The following is a 20,687-nucleotide window of genomic DNA, read 5'->3' as shown; positions in this document are numbered from 1 at the left end:
CACCCGAACACCACCACACACACCGAAAGGCACATCGTGAAGAACAAGATCCTGATGACCGCCGTGGGGATCGGCACCGTTGCCGCCCTCGCCCTCACCGGATGCTCGTCCAGTGACGGACCGGCAGCTGACGGCACCGTCACCCTGCAGATGGTCGAGAGCCTGACCAACCCGGCCCGCACCGACCTGATCAAGAGCCTTCTCGCCGACTTCGAGAAGGAGAACCCGAAGATCAAGGTCAACCTGGTCTCACCGCCCACAGAGCAGGCCGACCAGAAGATCCAGCAGATGCTGCAGTCCGGCAAGGGCGTCGACGTGCTCGAGGTGCGCGACATCACCGTCGGGCCGTTCTCGAACAACGGCTGGATCTACGACATGAAGAAGGATCTCGACGGCTGGAAGGGCTGGGACGACCTCACCGACAACGCGAAGGCCGCCGCAGACATCGACGGCAAGGCGTACTTCCTGCCGTACGGCTTCTACGGTCTGTCGCTGTTCTACCGCACCGACCTCGTGAAGGAAGCCGGCTTCGACGGCCCTCCCACCAGCTGGGAGGAGCTGCTCGAGCAGGCCTCGGCGATCCAGGACCCGGCGAAGAACCAGTTCGGGTACGCGTTCCGCGGCGGCAAGAACGGCAACACCAACGTCGTCGTCGCGATCGAGGCGTACGTGGCCGATGACATCGATGTGAAGAACGCGTTCCTGATGAAGGACGGCTCGACGATCTTCGCCGCCCCCGAGGCGCAGGACGCCGTCGACACCTACTTCGACCTGTTCAAGGAGGCCTCCCCACCCTCCTCCGTCTCGTGGGGCTACCCCGAGATGGTGGCAGGCTTCACCAACGGCTCGACGGCGTTCCTGCTGCAGGACCCCGAGGTGATCGCCGCGGTCAACGACTCGTCACTCACGCCTGAGCAGTGGAGCACCGCTCCGCGTCTCGTCGGGCCGAGCGGCAAGGCCGCTCAGCCGTTCGCGACCGCCGGCTGGGGCATCGCCGAGGGCAGCACGCAGAAGGAGGCGGCGATCAAGCTCGTCGAATACCTCTCCTCTGCCGGTCCCGCCACCGAGTTCGCCAAGGGCAACAGCCTCGTGCCGACCATCACGTCCGCTTCGGAGGACCCGTTCTACTCGACGGGCGCGTGGGCCAGCTACGTCGAGATGACCGACGACCCCGAGACCTACATCACGGTGCAGGAGCCGCGTGGTGAGAGCTGGTGGACGGAGTGGATCCAGAAGTCCGACGAGGACGTGCAGAACGTGCTGCTCGGCAACATGACGACCAGCGAGCTGCTGAAGGCATGGGACACGTACTGGACGGACAAGTACGCGTCGAGCAAGGGCTGATCCATGTCCGCTCGCACTGCGAAGGGAGGCCCCGCGATCAGCGGGGCCTCCCCGGCGGGCCGCCGTCGCCCGTTCCGCGCACGGCATGCACTGACGATCCTGGCGTTCCTCTCGCCGGCGATCGTGTTCGTGTGCTGGTTCACCTACGTGCCGATGCTTCAGGGCGCGCGGATGGCGTTCCTGGATTGGAACCTGTGGGACCTGACCTCGACGCCGTTCGTCGGGTTCGACAACTTCGTCACAGTGTTCAGCGATCCGGTGTTCCCGACCGTCGCCTGGAACTCCGTGCTCTGGGTGGTCTGCTCGCTCGTGCCGCAGTTCGTGCTCGGATTCCTCATCGCGCTCGCGCTGCGCAAGCGCTTCCGGTTCCGCGGCGTCTACCAGGCGCTGGTGTTCTTCCCGTGGGCGGTGTCCGGCTTCCTGATCGGGATGCTGTTCCGCTGGATGTTCAACGCAGAGTTCGGCGTGATCAACGACCTGCTCATGAAGGTCGGACTCATCTCGCAGCCGCTGCCATGGCTCGCGGATCCGACGCTGGCGATGACCGCCGTGATCACCGCGAACATCTGGTACGGCGTCACCTTCTTCGCGATCATGATCCTCGCCGCGCTGCAGTCCGTTCCTGACGATGTGCTCGAAGCCGCCAGCCTCGACGGTGCCGGAAAGGCGCGACAGCTGTTCTCGGTGATCATCCCGTACATCGCGACCACGCTGTTCCTGACAGTGCTGCTGCGGATCATCTGGATCTTCAACTTCCCTGACATCATCTGGGCGATGACCGGCGGTGGACCTGCGAACCAGACCCAGATCGTGACCACGTGGATGATCAACTTCACCCAGCAGGGCAACTACGGCGTGGCGAGCGCCATCGGCCTGATCGTCGTCGCCTTCCTGTTCGTGTTCTGCGGTTTCTACCTGATGGTGATGAAGAGGGTGCAGCGATGAGCACGACAATGGTCGTCACCACGGCCGGCGCTTCGAAGAGCGCACGACACAGCACGGCGAACCAGCGCCGCGGCCCGCGCAAGGTCACAGTCGGAGGGGTCGTGCGCTTCGTCGGCCTCGGCCTCTGGCTGATCATCACGATGTTCCCGCTGTACTGGATCACGCTGACCTCGTTCAAGTCGCCGGCGACGGTGAACAGCTACCCGATCGAGTACTGGCCGAGTGACCCCTCGGTGGAGAACTACATCGGCCTGTTCCAGGACAGCTCGTTCGGCGTCTTCCTCGGCAACTCGGCGCTCGTGGCGCTGGTCGCCGGTGTCGCGGCGACGCTCGTCGCACTGCTGAGCGCCTATGTGATCGCACGCTTCGAATTCCGCGGCAAGGGTGCGGTGATGATCGCATTCCTGGTGACGCAGATGATCCCAGCGTTCATCGCTCTCGGCCCGCTGTACTCGATGATGTCCGACCTCGGCCTGGTTGACACCAGGCCCGGCCTGATGCTGGTGTACGTCGCGATCTGCATCCCGTTCTCGACGATCATGCTGCGCGGCTTCTTCGAGAACGTGCCGGATGCGCTCGAAGAGGCGGCGATGATCGATGGATGCTCGCGCATCGGCGCGCTGTTCCGGGTGATCGTGCCGGTGATGGGCCCCGGCATCATCGCGGCGTTCATCTTCAACTTCGTCAACTGCTGGAACGAGCTGTTCCTGTCGGTCGTGCTCATCAACAGCGACGACAAGCGCACGGTGCCTTCGGCGCTGAACGGCTTCATCTCGACGTTCAACATCGAGTGGGGTCCCATGGCCGCGGCCGCCGTGCTGACGATCCTGCCGACCATGGTGATGTTCGCCCTCGCCAGCCGCTGGATCGTCGCAGGGCTCACGTCCGGCGCCGTGAAGGAATAGCCCCCGACCCGGCCGGGCTCACGCCACTCCGGTCGCAATTTCTCCCGTTGCGCAGCCACGCGAGCGGGAGAAATTGCGACCGGAATGAGCAGCTGGAGCGAAAGCGGCCGCGCCCAAGCCCCGGCCTCAGGTCAGGCGGGCCTTCGGCGACACCGTGTAGGTGTGCTCGACGTCCTCGTTCACCACGCCCGCAAGCGCATTGTCGATCGCGGCCATCGTGCCGGCATCCAACACCACGCCAGATGCCTTGACGGTGTCGGCGAGCTGCTCGGGGCGCGAAGCGCCCACCAGGGCCGCCGCGACATTCGGGTTCTGCAGCACCCAGGCGATCGCAAGCTGCGGCATGGTGAGCCCGGCCTCGGCAGCGATGGGCTTCAGCCGCTGCACCGCCTCGAGGATCTCGTCACGCAGGAAGCTCTTGATGAAGTGCGCCCCGGAGTGCGGGTCGGTCGCCCTCGAGCCGTCAGGCACGGGCTGACCCGGCAGGTACTTGCCGCTCAGCACGCCCTGCGCCATCGGCGACCAGACGATCTGCGAGATGCCGAGCTCTTCAGAGGCCGGCACCACCTTGCCCTCGATCACGCGGTGCAGCATCGAGTACTGCGGCTGGTTCGAGATCAGCTGGAACCCCAGCTGCGTCGAGAGCTCGTGTCCAGCGCGCAGCTGCTCTGCGGTCCACTCCGAGACGCCGATGTAGAGCGCCTTGCCCTGCCGGACGACGTCGGCGAAGGCCTGCATCGTCTCCTCGAGCGGCGTCTCGTAGTCGTAGCGGTGCGCCTGGTACAGGTCGACGTAGTCGGTGCCTAGACGCTCGAGCGATCCGTTGATCGACTCGAAGATGTGCTTGCGGCTGAGGCCGGTGTCGTTCGGGCCCTGCGGGCCGGTCGGGAAGTAGACCTTGGTGAAGATCTCGAGGCTCGCACGACGCTGGCCCGCGAGCGCCTTGCCGAGCACGACCTCGGCGGCGGTGTTCGCGTAGGTGTCCGCGGTGTCGAAGGTGGTGATTCCGGCATCCAGCGCGGCATGCACCGTCGCGACCGCCGCCGAGTCATCGACCTGCGACGCGTGCGTCACCCAGTTGCCGTACGTGATCTCCGAGACCTTGAGACCGCTGTTGCCGAGAAAGCGATAGTTGACCATGTCACAACGCTACTGCCGGTCAGACAGTCGCGGCCGCCGGAGACGGACGGCGCGCAAGGCGCACGGCGAGGCCGACGATCGCACCCGACGCGAGCAGGCTCACGATGTACAGCGGCGCCGCCCATGGCGACCCGTCCGCCCCGGATATCGCGAACGTATCTGCGAGGTTCATGCCCGGGCCGAACGAGGCGACGAAGTACGCCGGCACTCCCAGTGCCAGCACTATGCAGAACAGCAGTGCCGTCACGAGCGCGTCGAGGCGGGATCGGATGCTGAGCACCGCCACGACCACGGCGATGACGACGCCGAGTGCGAGGAACACCAGCGTCTGCACGACCGGCATCGTCTCGCCGGCCGCTGCCATCTCAGCGTAGATCGCACCGAGTTGGGCGCCGGGAACAGCGGCGAGTGGGTTCAGCACCAGGATCTGCACGGCCGCCAAGGCCGCGTAGGCGGTCACGACCGCCACTCCGATCATGGCGACCCGTTTCGTGCTCATCATGCCGTCATCCTCTCCGAAGGCCGTTCTGGTCGCAACCGCTGCTGTCATCCGGCTTCGTCTCGCACTCCGGGTCGCAATGGATGCCGCTATTCCTGGCGAATGACGACATCCATTGCGACCTGGACGGGCACGGCCGGCGCGATGTCGGGGTTCAGACGCCGGCGGGCTCGCGCAAGTCGGCGCGCGTCACCGGCTCGGTGGGCGGACCGGCGTCAGAGGGCGCCGTGTCGATCGCACGGGTGGCCGCGTCGGCGGGATCGGATGCTGCAGCATCCGACACCCCGACCGCGCTCGCTCCTGTCCTCGGCGCAGCATGCTCGGCGACGATCGCAGCCCGATCGCGGAAGCCGTCGGCGGTGACCCGATCGAGGTCCACCTGCTTGCGGATCGCCTTCGCCTTCTCGTACAGCGACGGGTCTCCCCAGCTGGTGAGCACCTTCACGAGCACTGGCAGCAGTTCGATCATGAAGAACAGCGCGGCGATCAGCCAGTGCGCCCACCAGATGGTCGGCTCCTTCGCGGCGAGCCTGTTCAGCCCGGTGATCTGACTGAGCAGTCCGACCGCCTGCGCGTTGCCCGAGGCGACCGAGTCGGCCCGCGCGTTATAAGCGGCGAGCGCCTGCTGGTAGGTCTGCTGCGCGGCGGGCAGCTGGTCCTTCGCCTGCTCGCGGTTGGTGGCCTCGGACGACGAGGTGTTCTGCTTCGCAGAGGTCTCAGCCGCGGAGAGGTCATCGTTCGCGCTACGCAGCTGCGCGGAGAGCGCGTCGTAGGTCTGCTGCGCCTGCGCGAGCTGCGCCTTGGCGGCATCCGAGCTCGACCCCTGCCCGTTCACGCCGGTGCAGCCGGGCACGGTGCCAGCGCCCTCACCGGTCAGCTCGCACTGGTACAGCGCGCGGGCACCGTCGATGACCTTCTGCTGGTCGGCCATCTTGACGGTGATCTCATCGACCGTCGACTTGGCCGCCGAGGTCGACGCGGAGCCCGCGTCGGTGCCGTCGACGATGCCGGTGGCGGCCTGGTTCTCCAGCGTCGCGACGCGGTCGGACGCCGCATCGAGAGCGAGCTTCTCAGGGCCGGATTCCAGGGCCTCCTGGTCGGACTGCGACTGGGTGATGTTGGTGGATGCCACCTCGCGCGCGATGTCGTTGTGGAACACCTGCAGCACCAGTGGCTCGGCGACGAGGAAGCCGATCAGCGCGGCCATCGCCACGCGCGGCAGCGCGAGAGCGATCATCTTGAAGACGCTGCGAGTCGACGTCATGGTCGAGGTGAGGAAGCGGTCGAGATTGAAGATGATCGCCGCCCACACGAGCGCCAGTGGCACGGCCACCCAGATCGCGACCTGCACGCCGGTGGTGAGGGCGAACATCATCGAGATCGCCGAGACGAGGGCGGTGCCGAGCAGCACGAAGAACATCTGCACGAAACGCGGGGTCTCGCCGGGCACGCGGTCGAGGATCTCGCCTTCGGCGCCGCCGAGGATGGCGAGGGTGCGCAGGCGCGAGCCAGGAATGCGCTCGCGCTTGGGCCGAGGGGTGCGCTCGGCGCGCGGCATCCGCTCGCGCTTCGGTCGAGCCTGGCGGCCAGTGGATGCCACGGGCTCGGCCGCGCTCGCGTCTGCTTCGGTCACCGGGCCGGAGTCGGGTCCGATGACGTCATGCGGGCGCGTCGCCGTGTCGTGCTCGTCCGCTTCGGGTGGGGTGCTGCCGGTCGGCTCGTAGTCGCGCAGGAAGTCGAGATCGTCGTCGCCGGGCTGCCCGTCTGGGCCCTGAGGACCATCGGCTTCGAACGAGATCCGCCCCTGCGAATCCATCCGGCCAGGGCGATGTGCGGAATACGACATCCTTCGAGGTTAGAAAGGCGCGCCTGTGGGACTCCCGGATGATCGCTGAGGGCGGTTCACAGGAAAGGCTCGCGCCCGCCGCTGCCACGGCGACAGAATGGACCGCATGAAGACGCTGCTGCTGGCCCGTCATGCGAAGTCCGACTGGGGCGATCCCGCCCTCGCCGACCACGATCGGCCGCTGAACGCCCGCGGACGCCGGGACGCACCGGTGATGGCCCGCAGGCTGCGCGATGAGGGCATCCGACTCACCCACATCGTTGCGAGTACGGCACTTCGGGCCCGCAGCACCGCCGACGAGTATGCGGCAGCGTACGGGATCGAGGTCGCCGATGAGCCACTGCTGTATGCCGCATCCGCCCGCTCCATCCTCGCCGTCGCCGCGAACCTTCCTGACGATGCCGACATCGCGATGCTCGTCGGGCACAACCCCGGCATGCAGGACGCCGTGGCCGAGCTGACCGGCGACTTCGTCGAATTCCCGACGTGTGCGATCGCAGAGTGCGCGATCGAGGTCGGGTCATGGGCGGAACTGATCGAGGGCAGCGGTCGGATGCTGAGACTGCGAGTTCCGGGCGACGCGTGAACGCGCGCGCATCCACCGCCGTGGGCGTCGTGCTCCTGGTCGCCGGCGCGCTCGCCGGATGCGCCGTCACCCCCGCAGACGCATACGAAGCCGTGCTGGCAGCTCGTGCGCAGGCGGATGCTGCCGACTTCGCCCGCGATCTCTACCGCGGCCCCACTGACACGATCGATGACTACGCCCGCTGGGCGGACGAGAAGCTGGCGACGCATCCGTCCGTCGAGCTGATCGGCTACGAGGCATACTCCGGCGCCGTGCACGGCGAGCCCTTCGGTGCACTGCAGGTGCGTGTGATGCTGGGGGGCCAGGTCGACCCATACACAGCCTGCTTCGAGTCGAAGTTCGACTACTGGGGTGTCGCCACCGAAGAATTCGGGGACTGGGAGGACGACGACGCGGTGGCGCTCCCCGTCGATTGCACCTCAGACGCGAAGCCGATCCCTCCGCCCGTCGACACCCGCCCGGTACCCGTCGTGCCCGACGGCACGGAGGCCGTCGTGGTCGAAGTGCTGGGTACTGCGGCGCCCGATGCCTCGCCCGCCGACATCGTGGCGGCCGTCAAGGCGCGGATGCCGGAGCCGACCGGTGATCGCGAGGTCGCATTCGACCCGTCTGCCGTCGTCTCGGAACAGCAGATCGGCTTCGCGATGGGCGATGTCGACGACTGCCTGCTCGTCACCCGTCGCGCCAGCGGCGAAGTCGAGGTGCTGAGCGTGCCGCGCGTGCTGCTGCAGCCGGGTGAGCTCGGCTGCCGTGCAGAGACCGCTCTGCTTCCGGCCGACCGGTTGCGCTCACCGCACTGAGCTGCAGGTGCCCGAGCCTGCTCACGCCATAGCGGCGGCGGCGACCTCGTCCTCGGTGGTCGCGACCAGCTGGCCGCAGGCCCCGTCGATCTCCTTGCCGCGGGTGTCGCGCAGGGTGGTCGGGATCCCAGCGTCATTGAGACGCCGAACGAACTCGTCCTGCACGACCTTGTCGGATGCCGTCCAGATCGACCCTGGCGTCGGGTTCAGCGGGATCGGGTTGACGTGCACCCAGCCGCGGCCACGCGAGTTGAGCTTCGAGGCGAGCAGGTCGGCGCGCCACGGGTGGTCGTTCATGTCCTTGATCAGCGCGTACTCGATCGAGACGCGGCGACCAGTCTTGTCGAAGTACTCGCGTGCAGCATCCAGCGCCTCGCCGACCTTCCAGCGCGAGTTCACCGGGATCAGCTCGTCGCGCAGCTCGTCATCCGGAGCGTGCAGCGACAGGGCGAAGGTGACCGGGATGTCCTCGTCACTCAGCTTGCGGATCGCCGGCACCAGCCCCACCGTCGACACCGTGATGCCGCGGGCGCTCATACCGAGGCCGTCGGGCTGCGGGGCGACCATGCAGCGGACGGCATCCATCACGCGCTTGTAGTTCGCGAGCGGCTCACCCATGCCCATGAAGACGATGTTGCTGACGCGCTCCATGGAGTGGTCGGTGGCCTTCTTGCCACCGAGGCCCCCCTCGGCGATCAAGCGGTTGGCGCGGACGATCTGCTCGATGATCTCGGCAGTCGACATGTTGCGCGTCAGGCCGGCCTGGCCGGTGGCGCAGAACGGGCAGTTCATGCCACAGCCGGCCTGGCTCGACACGCACAGGGTGATCCGGCCCGGGTAGCGCATGAGCACCGACTCGACGAGCGCGCCGTCATGCAGGCGCCAGAGGAATTTGATCGTGTCGCCCTTGTCGGTCTCGAGGCGCTTGACCTCGGTGAGCAGCGGCGGCAGCATTCCGGCCACGAGCTCTTCGCGCTGCGCGGCCGGCAGGTCGGTCATCTCAGCTGGATCCGAGGTGTAGTGCGTGAAGTAGTGGGTCGACAGCTGCTTGGCGCGGAAGCCGGGCATCCCGAGCTCTTTGATCTTCTCGACGCGCTCGGCGGGGGTCAGGTCGGCCATGTGCACCGGCGGCTTGCCGCGCTTGGGGCTGGCGAACTGCAGCATCGGACGCCCCTCGGCATCCTTCTTCTGCGTCCAGCCCTCTGTCGCCGGGCGCACCTGCGCCGTCTTGGCCGGTCCGGTGGCGCGCACCGGGGTGGAGCGGGGGCGCGAGGTCTCATCGGATGCAGGCATGTATCAAGGGTACGGGAGCGCACCAGGGAAGGGGCTGGTGACCCCGGCGAACCCGCACCAGGGGGTTCGGCGTCACAAAGTTGTCATTACAACCGTCGGGGTCGAGAATGGATCAGACGAACCCGCCCGAGTCGACAGACGGAGCCCCGATGACCGACCGCCTCACCCGCACCCGCGACAGCGGCGTCCTCGCCGTGCTGCGCGCCCCGACGCCTGCGGCGGCGCTGGACGCCGCCGAGGCGATCATCCGCGGTGGCATCACCGGCATCGAGGTGACGTACTCGACCCCGGACGCCCCTGCCGTGATCCGCGAGCTCATCGCCCGCCACGGCGCTGCCGCGCACATCGGCGCCGGCACGGTCACCACGCCCGCCCAGGCGCTCGCGGCCGCCGAAGCCGGCGCGGAGTTCCTGGTCAGCCCCGGCACGCTGCCCGACCTCACCCGCGCGATGCTCGACACCGACCGGGTGGTCATGACGGGGGCCCTCACGCCCACCGAGGTGATGGTGGCGCTGGATCTGGGCGTCGACGTCGTGAAGATCTTCCCCGCCTCGCTCGGCGGCCCGTCGTTCCTCGGCGCGCTGCGCGGACCGTTCCCCGACGCCCCGCTCATGCCGACCGGCGGCGTGAAGCCCGACAACCTCGCTGACTGGTTCGCTGCCGGTGCGGTGGCCGTCGGCGCCGGGGGCGATCTGGCGAACGGCACCTCGATCGCAGCCTCCGACTGGGACGACCTCGAGGCGCGCGCCGCGCGCTTCACCGCAGCTCTCGCCGCCGTGCGCGGCTGAGCCGCGCCGACATGCTGATGCCGCAGTGATCGATCTCGCACCCTGGGCGTGGGCGCTGCTCGGTCTTGCTGCGCTCGTCGCCGGGCTCGGCAAGACCGCGGTTCCCGGAGCCTCGACGGTGTCGGTGGTGATCCTGGCATCCATCCTTCCGGCGCGGACGTCGACGGCGGCGATGCTGCTGCTGTTCATCGTCGGCGACGTGTTCGCGCTGATCGCCTATCGGCGGCACGCGCACTGGCGCACGCTGCTGCGGCTCGCGCCGGCCGTGGTCGCCGGTCTGCTGCTCGGGTTCCTGTTCCTCGCGGTCGGGACCGACGAGCTGGTGCGGCGCACGATCGCCGTGATCCTGCTCGCGATGATCGCCGTGACGCTGTGGCGCAGGCGCAAGGCGGCGAAGGCGTCCGGTCCGCTCGCCGCCACCAGTTACGGCACGCTCGCGGGCTTCACGACCATGGTCGCCAACGCCGGCGGGCCTGTGATGTCGATGTACTTCCTCGCGACACGCACGCCCATCAAGGTGTTCCTCGGCACGTCGGCGTGGTTCTTCGCGATCGTGAACATCGTGAAGGTGCCGATGCTGGCGAGCATCGGGCTGATCACCCCGAGCGTGCTGCTGATGGACCTGGTGCTCGCACCACTGGTCGTCGTCGGAGCACTGCTGGGCATCGCGCTGGCGAAGCGGATGCCACAGCAGCTGTTCGACCGGCTCGTGATCGTGCTGACGGTGCTCGGTGCGGTGTACCTGCTGTTCTGACGAAAGAGACGGAAGACATGTACGTCAAGATCTGCGGCATCACGACGATCGACGCTGCGCGGGATGCCCTCGATGCGGGTGCCGACGCGATCGGCGTCGTGTTCAGCCCCGGCAGCAAGCGCGACCTCGCCCCTGCGAAGGCCGCCGAGATCTTCACATTCGCCGGCAGCGCTGCCGACCGTGTCGTGGTCGTGAACAAGATGGCGGCGCTGGATGCTGCCCGACTGGCCATCGAGGTCGGGGGCGACGTGCTGCAGCTGCACGGCCCGAGGTACGCCGTCACCGATTTCGAACAGGCAGCCGGCATCCTTCCCCGCATCTGGCGTGCCATCTCGTGGCGTGACTACGCGGGTGAGCCGGTCGGCAGCATGCATGAGGAGACGCTGCTGCTGGATGCGCCGGATCCGGGCTCCGGAATCGCGTGGGACCTGTCACCCCTGGCCGCGGCGGCCCCTGCCGGCGACTGGATGCTGGCGGGTGGCCTCACCCCCGCGAACGTGGCCGCGGCCATCGAGACCACCGGGCCATGGGGAGTCGACGTCTCCAGCGGCGTTGAAGCCTCCCCTGGTGTGAAGGACCCCGCCCTGGTGCGCGCATTCATCGCCGCCGCGCGGGCGGCTGCGCAGTGACCGGGCGGGGTGTCCCCTCCCGTCGCACTTTCTCCCGCAACGACACCCGACCGGGTCATTCCGGTCGCAATTTCTCCCGCACCGGCGATGCGGATGCGGGAGAAATTGCGACTAGAACAGCCCGGGGCGCGAGCCGGCAGGAACCCTCAGTCCAGGAAAGCGCTCAGTCCAAGAAGGCGCTCAGTCCAGGAAGATGTCCGGGAACAGGCGGTTGTCGGGGGTGCCCGGCACCGCGGCGTACTTCGAGAAGTCGGTCACGCCGTCGGCCTCGAGCACGTCCTCGACGATCAGCGTCTGGCCGGTGTACTCGCGGGCCGGCTTGGTGAGCACGGCGTACGCGGCGTCGGCGTAGACCTCCGGCGTGCGACTGGCGGCCATGACGCGGTCGCCGCCGAGCAGGTTCTGCACGGCGGCGGTGGCGATCGTGGTGCGCGGCCACAGCGTGTTGGCCGCGATGCCGGCATCCGCGAACTCGGCCGCGAGACCCAGCGTCGCCATCGTCATGCCGTACTTCGCGAGCGTGTAGCCGGTGTGCGCGCCGAGCCACTTCGGCGACAGGTTCAGCGGCGGCGACAGCGAGAGGATGTGCGGGTTCTCGGCCTCGGTCAGCAGCGGCACGGCAGCGCGCGAGAGCATGAACGTGCCGCGGACGTTGACGTCCTGCATCAGGTCGTACTTCTTCGGCGCGAGGTCGAGCGAGCGCGACAGGTCGATGACGCTGGCGTTGTTGATGACGATGTCGATGCCGCCGAACTCGCCCTGTGCCTTCAGCACCGCACCGGTCACATCGTCGTCGTCGCGCACATCGCCGACGATGGGCAGCGCCTGGCCACCAGCGGCGCGGATCGCCTCGGCTGCGCTGTGCACCGTGCCCTCGAGCTTCGGATGCGGGGTGTCGGTCTTCGCGAGCATCGCGATGTTCGCGCCGTCGGCCGCCGCGCGCAGCGCGATGGCGAGGCCGATGCCGCGGCTGCCGCCCGACATGAGGATGGTCTTGCCTGCGAGGGACATGTTCTCTCCTTGGTTCGTCCTGCAACCGCACTGCTTCCCATATGAGTTTCTGTCGCTCGAAGGGCGTGCAGGCGACAAGAACTCATACGGGAGCGAGTGGCGGGGGTGGGCTGGCTTTACTTCGGGGCCATCCGGATGGCGCCGTCGAGACGGATCGTCTCGCCGTTGAGGTAGCCGTTGGCGACGATGCTCTCGACCAGGGCCGCGTATTCGTCGGGCTTGCCGAGTCGCGCCGGGTAGGGCACCTGCTCGCCGAGCGACGCCTGCGCCGCCTCGGGAAGGCCGGCGAGCATCGGGGTCTCCATGATGCCGGGTGCGATCGTACACACGCGGATGCCGTAGCGCGCGAGTTCACGGGCGATCGGCAGCGTCATGGCGTGTACGCCGCCCTTCGAGGCCGAGTAGGCGGGCTGCCCGATCTGCCCGTCGAACGCCGCCACGCTGGCGGTGTTGACGATGACGCCGCGGTCGCCGCTGTCCGTCGGCTCGTTCTGCGAGATGACGGCGGATGCCCGTGAGATGACGTTGAAGGTGCCGACGAGGTTGATGCGGATGATGCGCTCGAACGCGGCGAGGTCGGCAGGATTGCCGTCGCGGTCGAGGACCTTCGCCGGCGGCGCGATGCCTGCGCAGTTGACGACGACCCGCAGCGGCGCGATCGCCTGGGCGGATGCCACGGCCGCGGCGACCTCGTCAGCGCTGGTCACATCGGCAGGGGCGAAGATGCCGCCGAGTTCTGCGGCGACCTCGGTGCCGTTCGAGTTCGGCAGGTCGATGATCGTGACCTGCGCACCCGCGGCGGCCAGTCGGCGCGCGGTGGCAAGGCCAAGACCGCTGGCGCCTCCGGTGATGAGTGCGCCCTGTCCCGTGATCTGCATCGTGTTCTCCTTCGAAACGACACGGCACCTGAACCCGGCGTCGTGTGCGACTGGGTCTCAGCATACGTGGTTCCGAGTTCCGCCGGTTTCGGCGCTCATCTCGGATGCTGAGGCGTCGCCCAGAGCCTACGGCACCCCCTTCCGCCCGCCCAGCCGCGCGCGGTCAGAGCTGGTTCACGCGGATGAGGTTGCCCGACGGGTCTCGGAACGCGGCGTCGCGCACGCCGTAGTCCTGGTCGGTGGGCTCCTGCACGATGTCGGCGCCGCCGGCCTCGAGACGCTCGAACAGCCCGTCGAGGTCGTCGCTGCCGAGCGTCAGCGCGGTGTAGACGCCCTTGGCGATGAGGTTCAGGATCGTCTCGCGCTCGGCGTCGGTGATGCCGGGGTCGATTGCCGGCGGATGCAGCACGATCGAGGTCGAGTCGCCGACCGGCCCGACGGTGAGCCAGCGCAGGCCGTTGTAGCCGACGTCCTGACGCAGTTCGAAGCCGAGCAGGTCTCGGTAGAACGCGAGCGCGGCCTCGGCGTCGGTGTGCGGCAGGAACGTGTTGTGGATCGAGATGTTCATGCCGCCCACGCTACGGCCGCGGGGTATCGGACGCTTCTCGATTCCTGACCGGTCGGGTGATCTGCTTCGCCAGACACGGCGGAATGCCCTCCACCGATCGCGACGGGTCCTCCCGGTACGCGCTCGGCGAGACGCCGACGAGCTGCGAGAATCGCGTGCTGAACGTGCCGAGCGACGAGAACCCGACAGCGAAGCAGATGTCGGTTACAGACAGGTCGCCTCGCCGCAGGAGCGTCATCGCACGCTCGATGCGGCGCGTCATCAGATACGAATAGGGAGGCTCACCGTAGATGCGCCGGAACTCGCGGCTCAGGAAGCCTGCCGACATGTGCGCGCCGCGAGCGAGGTCCTCGACGTTCAGCGGCTGCGCGAACTCGCGGTCGATGCGGTCGCGCACGCGGCGCATGACCGTGATGTCCGCTCGATCGCCTGCTTCGCCCACGCTTCCATCCTGCCAGCGGCCGGACCGGACCGCATCGGTCAGGAATCGAGAAGCCCTGCTCACAGGTGTCTCACTACCGTGAAAGGACACCAGAAGACGACCCGTCACCGAATAGAGAGAGAGGCGATCATGACCAGCGACACCCAGGGACGATTCTCGGCGCAGGAGCGCGCAGCCATGAAGCAGCGTGCGGCCGAGCTGAAGGCTGACGCCAAGCGGGAGAAGGGAGCGGCCAAGGCTGCTGCCGAGAAGAAGGAACTGCAGGCGTTGATCGCTCAGATGCCGGACGGCGACCGTGAGATGGCCCAGCGGCTGCACGACATCGTCGCCGAGGTCGCACCGGACCTCTCACCCAAGCTCTACTACGGCCAGCCCGGGTACAGCCGCGACGGCAAGGTCGTGGTCTTCTTCCGCAGCGGGCAGATGGACAAGGAGCGCTACTCGACTTTCGGCGTCAGCAACTTGGCCGCGCTCGATGACGACAGCGGCCTGTGGCCCACGGCCTATGCCCTCACAGACCCGACGGATCACGCGTGGGAGCGCCTTGCCGAGATCGTGCGTCGCGCCGCCGGCACGCAATAGCAGGCAGACTGGTGGGGTGTCGATTCCCCTCGAGCCGGTGGCCGTCCCCGACCGCGTGCGCGACCTGGCCGGCGGCGCCGCCCTGGTCTGCGTCTGGCACAACGACTACGGCGGACTGACCTTCCGCGCGACGCCGGATGCCGGCGAACCGTTCTTCATCAAGTGGGGACCGCTGCAGGACGAGTCGAACCTGCGCGATGAGGCCGAGCGGATGCGCTGGGCACGTCAGTGGATCCGCGTGCCGATCGTGCTCGAACAGGGATCGGATGCCGAGCACGAGTGGCTGGTCACCGCAGCCCTCGATGGCGAGAGCGCCGTCGCACCGCAGTGGGAGACCAGGCCCGAGCTCGCCGTGCGCGCCGTCGGCGAGGGACTGCGCGCCCTGCACGACGCGCTGCCGACCGAGGAGTGCCCGTGGGAGTGGAGCGTGGCCACTCGCATCGAGAACGCTGAGCGGCGTGGCATCCGAGTCCCCGACCGCTTCCGCGACACGCCCCCGATCGATCGTCTCGTCGTCTCGCATGCTGACGCGTGCTGCCCGAACACCCTGCTCGACGCGGACGGACGCTGGTTCGCGCATGTCGACCTCGGCCTGATGGGCACCGCGGATCGCTGGGCGGACCTCGCCGTGGCATCCATGAGCACCGAGTGGAACTACGGCCCCGGCTGGGAAGACACCCTCATCGAGGCGTACGGACTGGAACCCGACCGCGAGCGCCTCGCGTACTATCGCGACCTCTGGAACGCCACCTGACCCGACCGGCGGTCACCCCGGACCGAGGATGAAGTTCCAGGAGCCGGTCGCGACGGCAGCGGCGATGGCGGATGCTGAGATCACCGCACCCACGAGCAGCAGCATCCACTCGTTCCTGCCGAAATGCGCAGGGCGCGCCCACGTGCGCCGCACCTGCGCGCCGAAGCCACGTGCCTCCATGGCAGTCGACAGCTTGGCGCCTCGGCGGATCGAGAGCACCAGCAGCGCGAAAGCCATGCCCACGAAGCGCCTCACCCGGCCGCGATCGGCGACCCCGCGGGCGCGACGCGCCAGCTCGAGCGCGCGCCAGTCATCGAGGAACAGCCCCACCATCCGCAGGCCGGCCAGAGCCCCGAGCACGAATCGCGCCGGCAGGCGCCAGGTCTGCGCGAGTCCGTCGGCGAGGTCGGTCGGGTCGACGGTGATGAACAGCACCACCGAGGGCAGGGCGATGGCCAGCACGCGCAGCATGGTGGCTCCGGCGAGCGCCAACGATCCGTCGCTGACGTGCACCAGGAACCAGTCGAAGTAGACGGTGCCACTCGCCTCGCCGTACAGCGCGATCGTGACGCCCGTCAGGGGGGCCGCCAGCCACACCGGCCAGGTGCGCACCCAGAACTCGCGCCAGCCGATGCCGGCGAACAGGAACAGCACGCACTCCAGTGCCAGCGCGACGGCGGCGGAGACCATGTCGAGCGTGAGGATCAGCGGCACGGCGATCAGCACGCTCGCGCCGAGCTTCGCCACCGGGTTGATCCGCGCCATCGCGCCGGTGCGGGCTCGCGTCTCCAGCAGGGTCATGGCGCCAGCCCCATCGTGAAGGTCTCGGCACGCAGCGCGGTCACGACGTCGAGGTCATGCGTGACGGTCACCAGCGCCGCACCCTCGTCGCGCAGTTCGGCGAGCATCGCGACGAGCTCTTGCCAGGTGCGCGCGTCCTGCCCGAAGGTCGGCTCATCAAGCACCAGCACGCGCGGCCGGGTGGCCAGCGCCGCCGCGACCGTCAGCCGCCGCTTCTCGCCGCCGGAGAGCGTGTAGGGGTTCGCCTTCGCGAGGCGGTCGAGGCGCAGGCGCTGCAGCAGCTCATCGCTGCGGGAGGCGATCTCGGCATCCGACAGCCCCAGCGACCGAGGACCGATCGCGAGTTCGTCGCGGACGGTGGATGCCAGCAGCTGATGCTCTGGCTCTTGGAACACCGTGCCGATGCGGGTCAGCAGCTGGCGCGACGTCCAGCGGATCGGCTGCGGGCCGGCGCCGCCCGCCAGAGCATCCGACGCCGTCACCGCCCCCGCTGCCGGCGGCAGGAGTCCGGCCAGCGTCAGCCCGAGGGTCGACTTGCCCGCGCCGTTCGGGCCGGTGATCGCGAGCACCGACCCGGCGTGCACGGCGACGTCGATTCCGGATGCCACCGTCTTGCCGCGTACGCGCGCGACGGCGAGTCCCGCACCGCGCAGCAGCGCCTCCCCCGGCGCAGACGCCGGCGGCGTCGGATGCTGGGGCGGGAACCCCGGCACCCACACTCCTGCTCGGGCTAACCGCTCCCCCTCGGCGGCGAGCACGACATCGGGATGCCCGTCGGCGATGACCCCGGTCCCGCCGCCGTCATCGCCGATCACGATCACACGGTCGATCAGCGGCAGCCAGACGTCCAGCCGATGCTCCACGACGATCAACGTGGCGCGCTGCGTCTGCAGCATCCTCTCCACCGCCTCGCGCACCTCGACGACGCCGTCGGGGTCGAGGTTCGCGGTCGGCTCATCGAGCAGCAGCAGACCAGGGCGCATGGCGAGGGAACCCGCCAGCGCGAGGCGCTGCTTCTGTCCGCCGGAGAGCGCCTTGGTCGGCCGGTCCAGTGGGACGTCGAGGCCCACGGCATCCAGTGCCGCGTCGACCCGTCGCCAGATCTCGTCTCGCGGGATGCCGAGGTTCTCGCATCCGAACGCGACATCGTCGCCGACGCGCGCGAGGATCACCTGCGCATCGGGGTCCTGCAGTACGAGCCCAGCGCGTCCGCGCGCAGCGGCGGCGGGGATGCCGTCGATGAGCAGCTCGCCCTCGGACTCGCCCTCCTCGTCGCCGCCGAGCACGCCTGCCAGGCCGTGCAGCAGGGTCGACTTGCCGGCGCCGGATGCCCCGAGCAGCAGCACCCGCTCGCCTGGTTCGATGCGCAGCGAGACGTCGCGCAGCGCCCAGGCGAGCCGGCTCGCGTGCCGCCAGCCCCACCCGCGGGCCTCGACGGTCGCGGGCCGCGTCTCGGCGGACTTCATATCAGCCCCGCTCAGACGCGCGCCCGCACCTCGCGGCCAGAGCCGAAGCGGTCCAGCGCCCCGGTCGATGCGAGGCCACGGGCAAGCAGCCAGCCGAGGAGGCCGGCGAGAACGGCACCCGAGATGACGGTGCACACCAGGTAGACGGCGGTGAAAGCGGCACCCGACCCGGCGAACCACAGGATCAGGTTGTTGATTCCGCCCAGCAGAGCGGCGCCGGCGCCGGCGAGCATCGCGACCGGCAGCGTCCAGACCCGGTAGGCGAACAGCAGGAAGATCAGCTCTGCACCGAGGCCCTGCACCAGACCGGCCTCGATCGTGAGGAATCCGCCCCACTGCGCGCCCGCGAGCGCTGAGACGACCGCGGCGATGGTCTCGACGAAGATCGCCGCACCGACCTTGCGGATGATCAGGCCCCCGAGCACACCGGCGATCAGCCATGGTCCGTCGAGCAGTCCCTGCACTCCGGGCAGCAGCGGCTCGAGCAGGGCCTTCGGGCCGAGGTAGCCGACGTTCCAGGCGAGGAACAGGAATCCGCAGGCGACACCGAGAACGCTGGCGACGACGATGTCGACGATGCGCCAGCGCCAGATCTCCGGTCGCAGCAGTCCCGTGCTCGCCGGGGCGGAAATGGTCGTGGACGTGTTCATCTGAACTCCTCCCTGCGCCGGCATTATCCGGATCAGGTTCGACGGTCGAAGCGCTTTTCGCTTCCTCTCAGCCCGGCTTGCCGGACTCCCGTGGTGATCCTTCGATCATAGCCGGACGGGCGCACACAGGGACATTGGGTAGCGTTGGCTGGTGACCACCTCCCCCGAGTCCACGCGCCCAGCGACGCGCCGTGAACTGCGCGAGCGCTCGCACTCGCAGACGACGGACGCCTTCGACGCTCCACTGCCTGCGTTCGGCAACGCGCTGCGCCCCCCTGCCCCTGGCCTCATCGAGAAGGTGCCCTTCGTGGGCGACGACACGGAAACCGCCGTTCAGCCCTCAGATCCCCCGCTTTCGCGCCGGTACCCAGAGACTATGACTGTGAACCCCGTCGAGCCGGACGCTGAGCCCGACCTCCTCGGCATGCGCGCAGACGAGACTGCTGACGCTGCCGCGGAGGATGCTGCGGACGATGTCCTCGACGAGCAGCGCGAGCAGGCCGAAGCTGACCTGCCCGGCGACGATCATGACGACGAGACCACTGATCTCGCTGCGCTGCTCGCAGAGCCGCCGACCCGCGAGAACGTCATCGTGCCGGATGTCTCGCAGGAGCCGGAAGCGCCGCAGACCGCCTGGGCGGATGAGAACCGCCCGCCGACGGCACTCACGTGGCTCGACGCATCGACCGTGTCACCCGAGTCGGTGCCAGAGCGGCAGAACGCACCCGATCTGTTCGCCGGCGCGCGACTGGTTCCAGGATGGCTGCGCCCCCGCGTGCTCATCCCCGTGGGGATCGTGGCCGCCGTGTGCGGCTCCTACGCCGCCACCACCCTGCTGTGGCCGTTGAACGCGGTGGCGCCGACGGCGGCGACCGCGAAGGTCGAGATCGCACCGGCTGCCGCCGCCTCGGTCACGTGGCCGGCGAAGGGCAGCGCCGCCGTCGGCGTGCAGGGCATCGCCCCGGCAGCATCCACCACCGACCGCGACGAGATCGCCAGCATCTCGAAGGTCGTCAGCGTGCTGATGGTGCTCGATGAGCTGCCGTTGCAGCCGGGCGAGCAGGGACCGAGCTTCGACTTCGACTGGAGCGACGCGAACGACTACTGGCAGTACCGCAGCATGGACCAGTCCTCGCTCGATGTGCCGGTGGGCGGCAGCCTCACCGAGTATCAGATGCTGCAGGGCGTGCTGCTCGGCTCCGCCAACAACTACATCGACCGTCTCGCCGACGAGGTGTGGGGTTCGGAGTGGGGCTTCTCGCAGGCCGCCGACGAGTGGCTGGCCGACCACGGGCTCAAGGACATCAGGATCGAGTCGCCGTCCGGCTTCAACGAGGACAACATCGCCTCGCCCGCTGCGCTTCTCAAGCTGGGTGAGCTCGCCATGAAGAACCCGGTCTTCGCCGAGATCGTCGGCACCCGCTCGGCTGAGATCCCCGGGGTCGGCAACGTCACGAACACGAATCAGATGCTCGACGATCCCGGCGTCGTCGGCATCAAGACGGGCACGCTCTCGCACTGGAACCTGCTGACCGCCAAGGACGTGCCGGTCGGCGACTCCACGGTGCGGGTGTACACCTCGGTACTCGGCCAGGACGACAACAAGGCTCGCCTCGCCGCGACGCGACAGCTCTTCGCTGATGTCGAGAAGTCCCTTGCCGAGCAGCCGATCGCCGTTCCGAAGGGCACCGTCGTCGGCCATGTGTCGACCGAGTGGGGCGAGCGGATCAACGTGGTCACGGATGCTGACGCGCAGGTCGTGCTGTGGAACGGCGCCACCGCGACCGCGGTCACCGATCTGAAGCTCGGCGACAAGACCGATGCTGGCGCGAGGGTGGGCACCCTGACCGCCGAAGGGCCCATCGGCACCGCCGAGACGTCGGTCTCGCTTGCGGAGGAGATCACCCCGCCGAGCATCTGGTGGCGCCTGACCCACCCGCTCGAGCTCCTCGGCCTCGACAACGACTGACCGCGGGGCCGAAACGCAGAACGCCCGCCCCGAACTC

22 protein-coding genes and 1 riboswitch are annotated in these 20,687 nt (G+C 68.6%); of the genes, 11 read left to right on the top strand and 11 right to left on the bottom strand.

Going from position 1 to position 20,687, the window contains the following annotated elements:
- The first annotated feature begins 36 nt into the window (after positions 1 to 36).
- The 3 genes from MNR00_RS01955 to MNR00_RS01945 are packed head-to-tail and all read left to right on the top strand — an operon-like array spanning position 37 to position 3,194.
- Entirely contained in the window at positions 37 to 1,344 is a 1,308-nt protein-coding gene (locus tag MNR00_RS01955; protein ID WP_241927497.1) for a sugar ABC transporter substrate-binding protein, read from the top strand.
- A 3-nt stretch (positions 1,345 to 1,347) separates the two neighbouring features.
- Complete coding sequence (locus MNR00_RS01950) at positions 1,348 to 2,289, top strand: sugar ABC transporter permease (protein WP_241927496.1); 942 nt, start codon at positions 1,348 to 1,350, stop codon at positions 2,287 to 2,289.
- Positions 2,286 to 3,194, top strand: a complete 909-nt coding sequence (locus tag MNR00_RS01945; protein ID WP_241927495.1) for a carbohydrate ABC transporter permease — start codon at positions 2,286 to 2,288, stop codon at positions 3,192 to 3,194. Before MNR00_RS01950 ends, MNR00_RS01945 begins: the two co-directional genes overlap by 4 nt.
- Positions 3,195 to 3,320: 126 nt before the next feature.
- Here MNR00_RS01945 and MNR00_RS01940 read toward each other — a convergent pair whose 3' ends face one another.
- The 3 genes from MNR00_RS01940 to MNR00_RS01930 form a co-directional block, all read right to left on the bottom strand.
- Positions 3,321 to 4,334 (bottom strand): aldo/keto reductase family protein, encoded by a 1,014-nt coding sequence (locus tag MNR00_RS01940; protein WP_241927494.1) that lies wholly within the window; start codon positions 4,332 to 4,334, stop codon positions 3,321 to 3,323.
- Positions 4,335 to 4,353: 19 nt separating this feature from the next.
- Positions 4,354 to 4,836: a hypothetical protein gene (locus MNR00_RS01935; protein WP_241927493.1), complete on the bottom strand. Its 483-nt coding sequence runs from the start codon at positions 4,834 to 4,836 to the stop codon at positions 4,354 to 4,356.
- A gap of 151 nt (positions 4,837 to 4,987) precedes the next feature.
- Positions 4,988 to 6,679 (bottom strand): DUF4407 domain-containing protein, encoded by a 1,692-nt coding sequence (locus tag MNR00_RS01930; RefSeq protein ID WP_241927492.1) that lies wholly within the window; start codon positions 6,677 to 6,679, stop codon positions 4,988 to 4,990.
- Between the two features lie 106 nt (positions 6,680 to 6,785).
- Here MNR00_RS01930 and MNR00_RS01925 point away from each other — a divergent pair, with 106 nt between their 5' ends.
- Entirely contained in the window at positions 6,786 to 7,265 is a 480-nt protein-coding gene (locus tag MNR00_RS01925; protein WP_241927491.1) for a histidine phosphatase family protein, read from the top strand.
- The gene (locus tag MNR00_RS01920) at positions 7,262 to 8,065 is read left to right on the top strand and encodes a hypothetical protein (protein ID WP_241927490.1); all 804 of its coding nucleotides are present in this window, start codon (positions 7,262 to 7,264) and stop codon (positions 8,063 to 8,065) included. The genes MNR00_RS01925 and MNR00_RS01920 overlap by 4 nt, the downstream gene beginning before the upstream one ends.
- A gap of 21 nt (positions 8,066 to 8,086) precedes the next feature.
- Here MNR00_RS01920 and rlmN read toward each other — a convergent pair whose 3' ends face one another.
- Positions 8,087 to 9,358 (bottom strand): 23S rRNA (adenine(2503)-C(2))-methyltransferase RlmN, encoded by a 1,272-nt coding sequence (gene rlmN / locus MNR00_RS01915; RefSeq protein WP_241927489.1) that lies wholly within the window; start codon positions 9,356 to 9,358, stop codon positions 8,087 to 8,089.
- Positions 9,359 to 9,507: 149 nt separating this feature from the next.
- On the opposite strand from rlmN, the gene MNR00_RS01910 reads away from it, so the two are divergent.
- The 3 genes from MNR00_RS01910 to MNR00_RS01900 are packed head-to-tail and all read left to right on the top strand — an operon-like array spanning position 9,508 to position 11,529.
- On the top strand, positions 9,508 to 10,146 hold the full coding sequence (locus MNR00_RS01910) for a bifunctional 4-hydroxy-2-oxoglutarate aldolase/2-dehydro-3-deoxy-phosphogluconate aldolase (protein ID WP_241927488.1): 639 nt from the start codon (positions 9,508 to 9,510) through the stop codon (positions 10,144 to 10,146).
- 25 nt (positions 10,147 to 10,171) lie between these two features.
- Positions 10,172 to 10,900 (top strand): sulfite exporter TauE/SafE family protein, encoded by a 729-nt coding sequence (locus tag MNR00_RS01905; RefSeq protein ID WP_241927487.1) that lies wholly within the window; start codon positions 10,172 to 10,174, stop codon positions 10,898 to 10,900.
- A 17-nt stretch (positions 10,901 to 10,917) separates the two neighbouring features.
- Complete coding sequence (locus MNR00_RS01900; protein ID WP_241927486.1) at positions 10,918 to 11,529, top strand: phosphoribosylanthranilate isomerase; 612 nt, start codon at positions 10,918 to 10,920, stop codon at positions 11,527 to 11,529.
- Between the two features lie 180 nt (positions 11,530 to 11,709).
- On the opposite strand, the gene MNR00_RS01895 is transcribed toward MNR00_RS01900, so the two are convergent.
- From MNR00_RS01895 to MNR00_RS01880, 4 genes are all read right to left on the bottom strand, one after another.
- A complete protein-coding gene (locus MNR00_RS01895; protein ID WP_241927485.1) occupies positions 11,710 to 12,540 on the bottom strand; it encodes an NAD(P)-dependent oxidoreductase in 831 nt (276 codons plus the stop codon).
- A gap of 116 nt (positions 12,541 to 12,656) precedes the next feature.
- On the bottom strand, positions 12,657 to 13,418 hold the full coding sequence (locus tag MNR00_RS01890; protein ID WP_241927484.1) for an SDR family NAD(P)-dependent oxidoreductase: 762 nt from the start codon (positions 13,416 to 13,418) through the stop codon (positions 12,657 to 12,659).
- A 163-nt stretch (positions 13,419 to 13,581) separates the two neighbouring features.
- A complete protein-coding gene (locus tag MNR00_RS01885; protein WP_241927483.1) occupies positions 13,582 to 13,986 on the bottom strand; it encodes a VOC family protein in 405 nt (134 codons plus the stop codon).
- 10 nt (positions 13,987 to 13,996) lie between these two features.
- Positions 13,997 to 14,392 (bottom strand): helix-turn-helix transcriptional regulator, encoded by a 396-nt coding sequence (locus tag MNR00_RS01880; protein WP_241928740.1) that lies wholly within the window; start codon positions 14,390 to 14,392, stop codon positions 13,997 to 13,999.
- 165 nt (positions 14,393 to 14,557) lie between these two features.
- On the opposite strand from MNR00_RS01880, the gene MNR00_RS01875 reads away from it, so the two are divergent.
- Both MNR00_RS01875 and MNR00_RS01870 read left to right on the top strand, forming a co-directional pair.
- Positions 14,558 to 15,010, top strand: coding sequence for a DUF1801 domain-containing protein (locus tag MNR00_RS01875; RefSeq protein ID WP_241927482.1), 453 nt, complete (start codon positions 14,558 to 14,560; stop codon positions 15,008 to 15,010).
- Positions 15,011 to 15,026: 16 nt separating this feature from the next.
- Positions 15,027 to 15,764 carry an aminoglycoside 3'-phosphotransferase gene (locus tag MNR00_RS01870; RefSeq protein WP_241927481.1) on the top strand — a complete coding sequence of 246 codons (738 nt, stop codon included), beginning with the start codon at positions 15,027 to 15,029 and terminating at the stop codon, positions 15,762 to 15,764.
- A 12-nt stretch (positions 15,765 to 15,776) separates the two neighbouring features.
- Here the strand turns inward: MNR00_RS01870 and MNR00_RS01865 are convergent, their stop codons facing one another.
- From MNR00_RS01865 to MNR00_RS01855, 3 genes are all read right to left on the bottom strand, one after another.
- On the bottom strand, positions 15,777 to 16,565 hold the full coding sequence (locus MNR00_RS01865; RefSeq protein WP_241927480.1) for an energy-coupling factor transporter transmembrane component T: 789 nt from the start codon (positions 16,563 to 16,565) through the stop codon (positions 15,777 to 15,779).
- Positions 16,562 to 18,031, bottom strand: coding sequence for an ABC transporter ATP-binding protein (locus MNR00_RS01860; RefSeq protein ID WP_241927479.1), 1,470 nt, complete (start codon positions 18,029 to 18,031; stop codon positions 16,562 to 16,564). Before MNR00_RS01860 ends, MNR00_RS01865 begins: the two co-directional genes overlap by 4 nt.
- 11 nt (positions 18,032 to 18,042) lie before the next feature.
- Positions 18,043 to 18,681, bottom strand: a complete 639-nt coding sequence (locus MNR00_RS01855) for an ECF transporter S component (RefSeq protein ID WP_241927478.1) — start codon at positions 18,679 to 18,681, stop codon at positions 18,043 to 18,045.
- A riboswitch (TPP riboswitch) is annotated at positions 18,674 to 18,783 on the bottom strand. It overlaps the preceding gene by 8 nt.
- Positions 18,784 to 18,832: 49 nt before the next feature.
- On the opposite strand from MNR00_RS01855, the gene MNR00_RS01850 reads away from it, so the two are divergent.
- The gene (locus MNR00_RS01850; protein WP_241927477.1) at positions 18,833 to 20,650 is read left to right on the top strand and encodes a D-alanyl-D-alanine carboxypeptidase; all 1,818 of its coding nucleotides are present in this window, start codon (positions 18,833 to 18,835) and stop codon (positions 20,648 to 20,650) included.
- Positions 20,651 to 20,687 lie beyond the last annotated feature (37 nt).

Origin of the sequence: Microbacterium sp. H1-D42 (assembly GCF_022637555.1) — a bacterium.
Lineage (GTDB): Bacteria > Actinomycetota > Actinomycetes > Actinomycetales > Microbacteriaceae > Microbacterium.
Note: the sequence above shows the minus strand (reverse complement) of the source record. Positions and strands in the feature narration are given on the sequence as shown.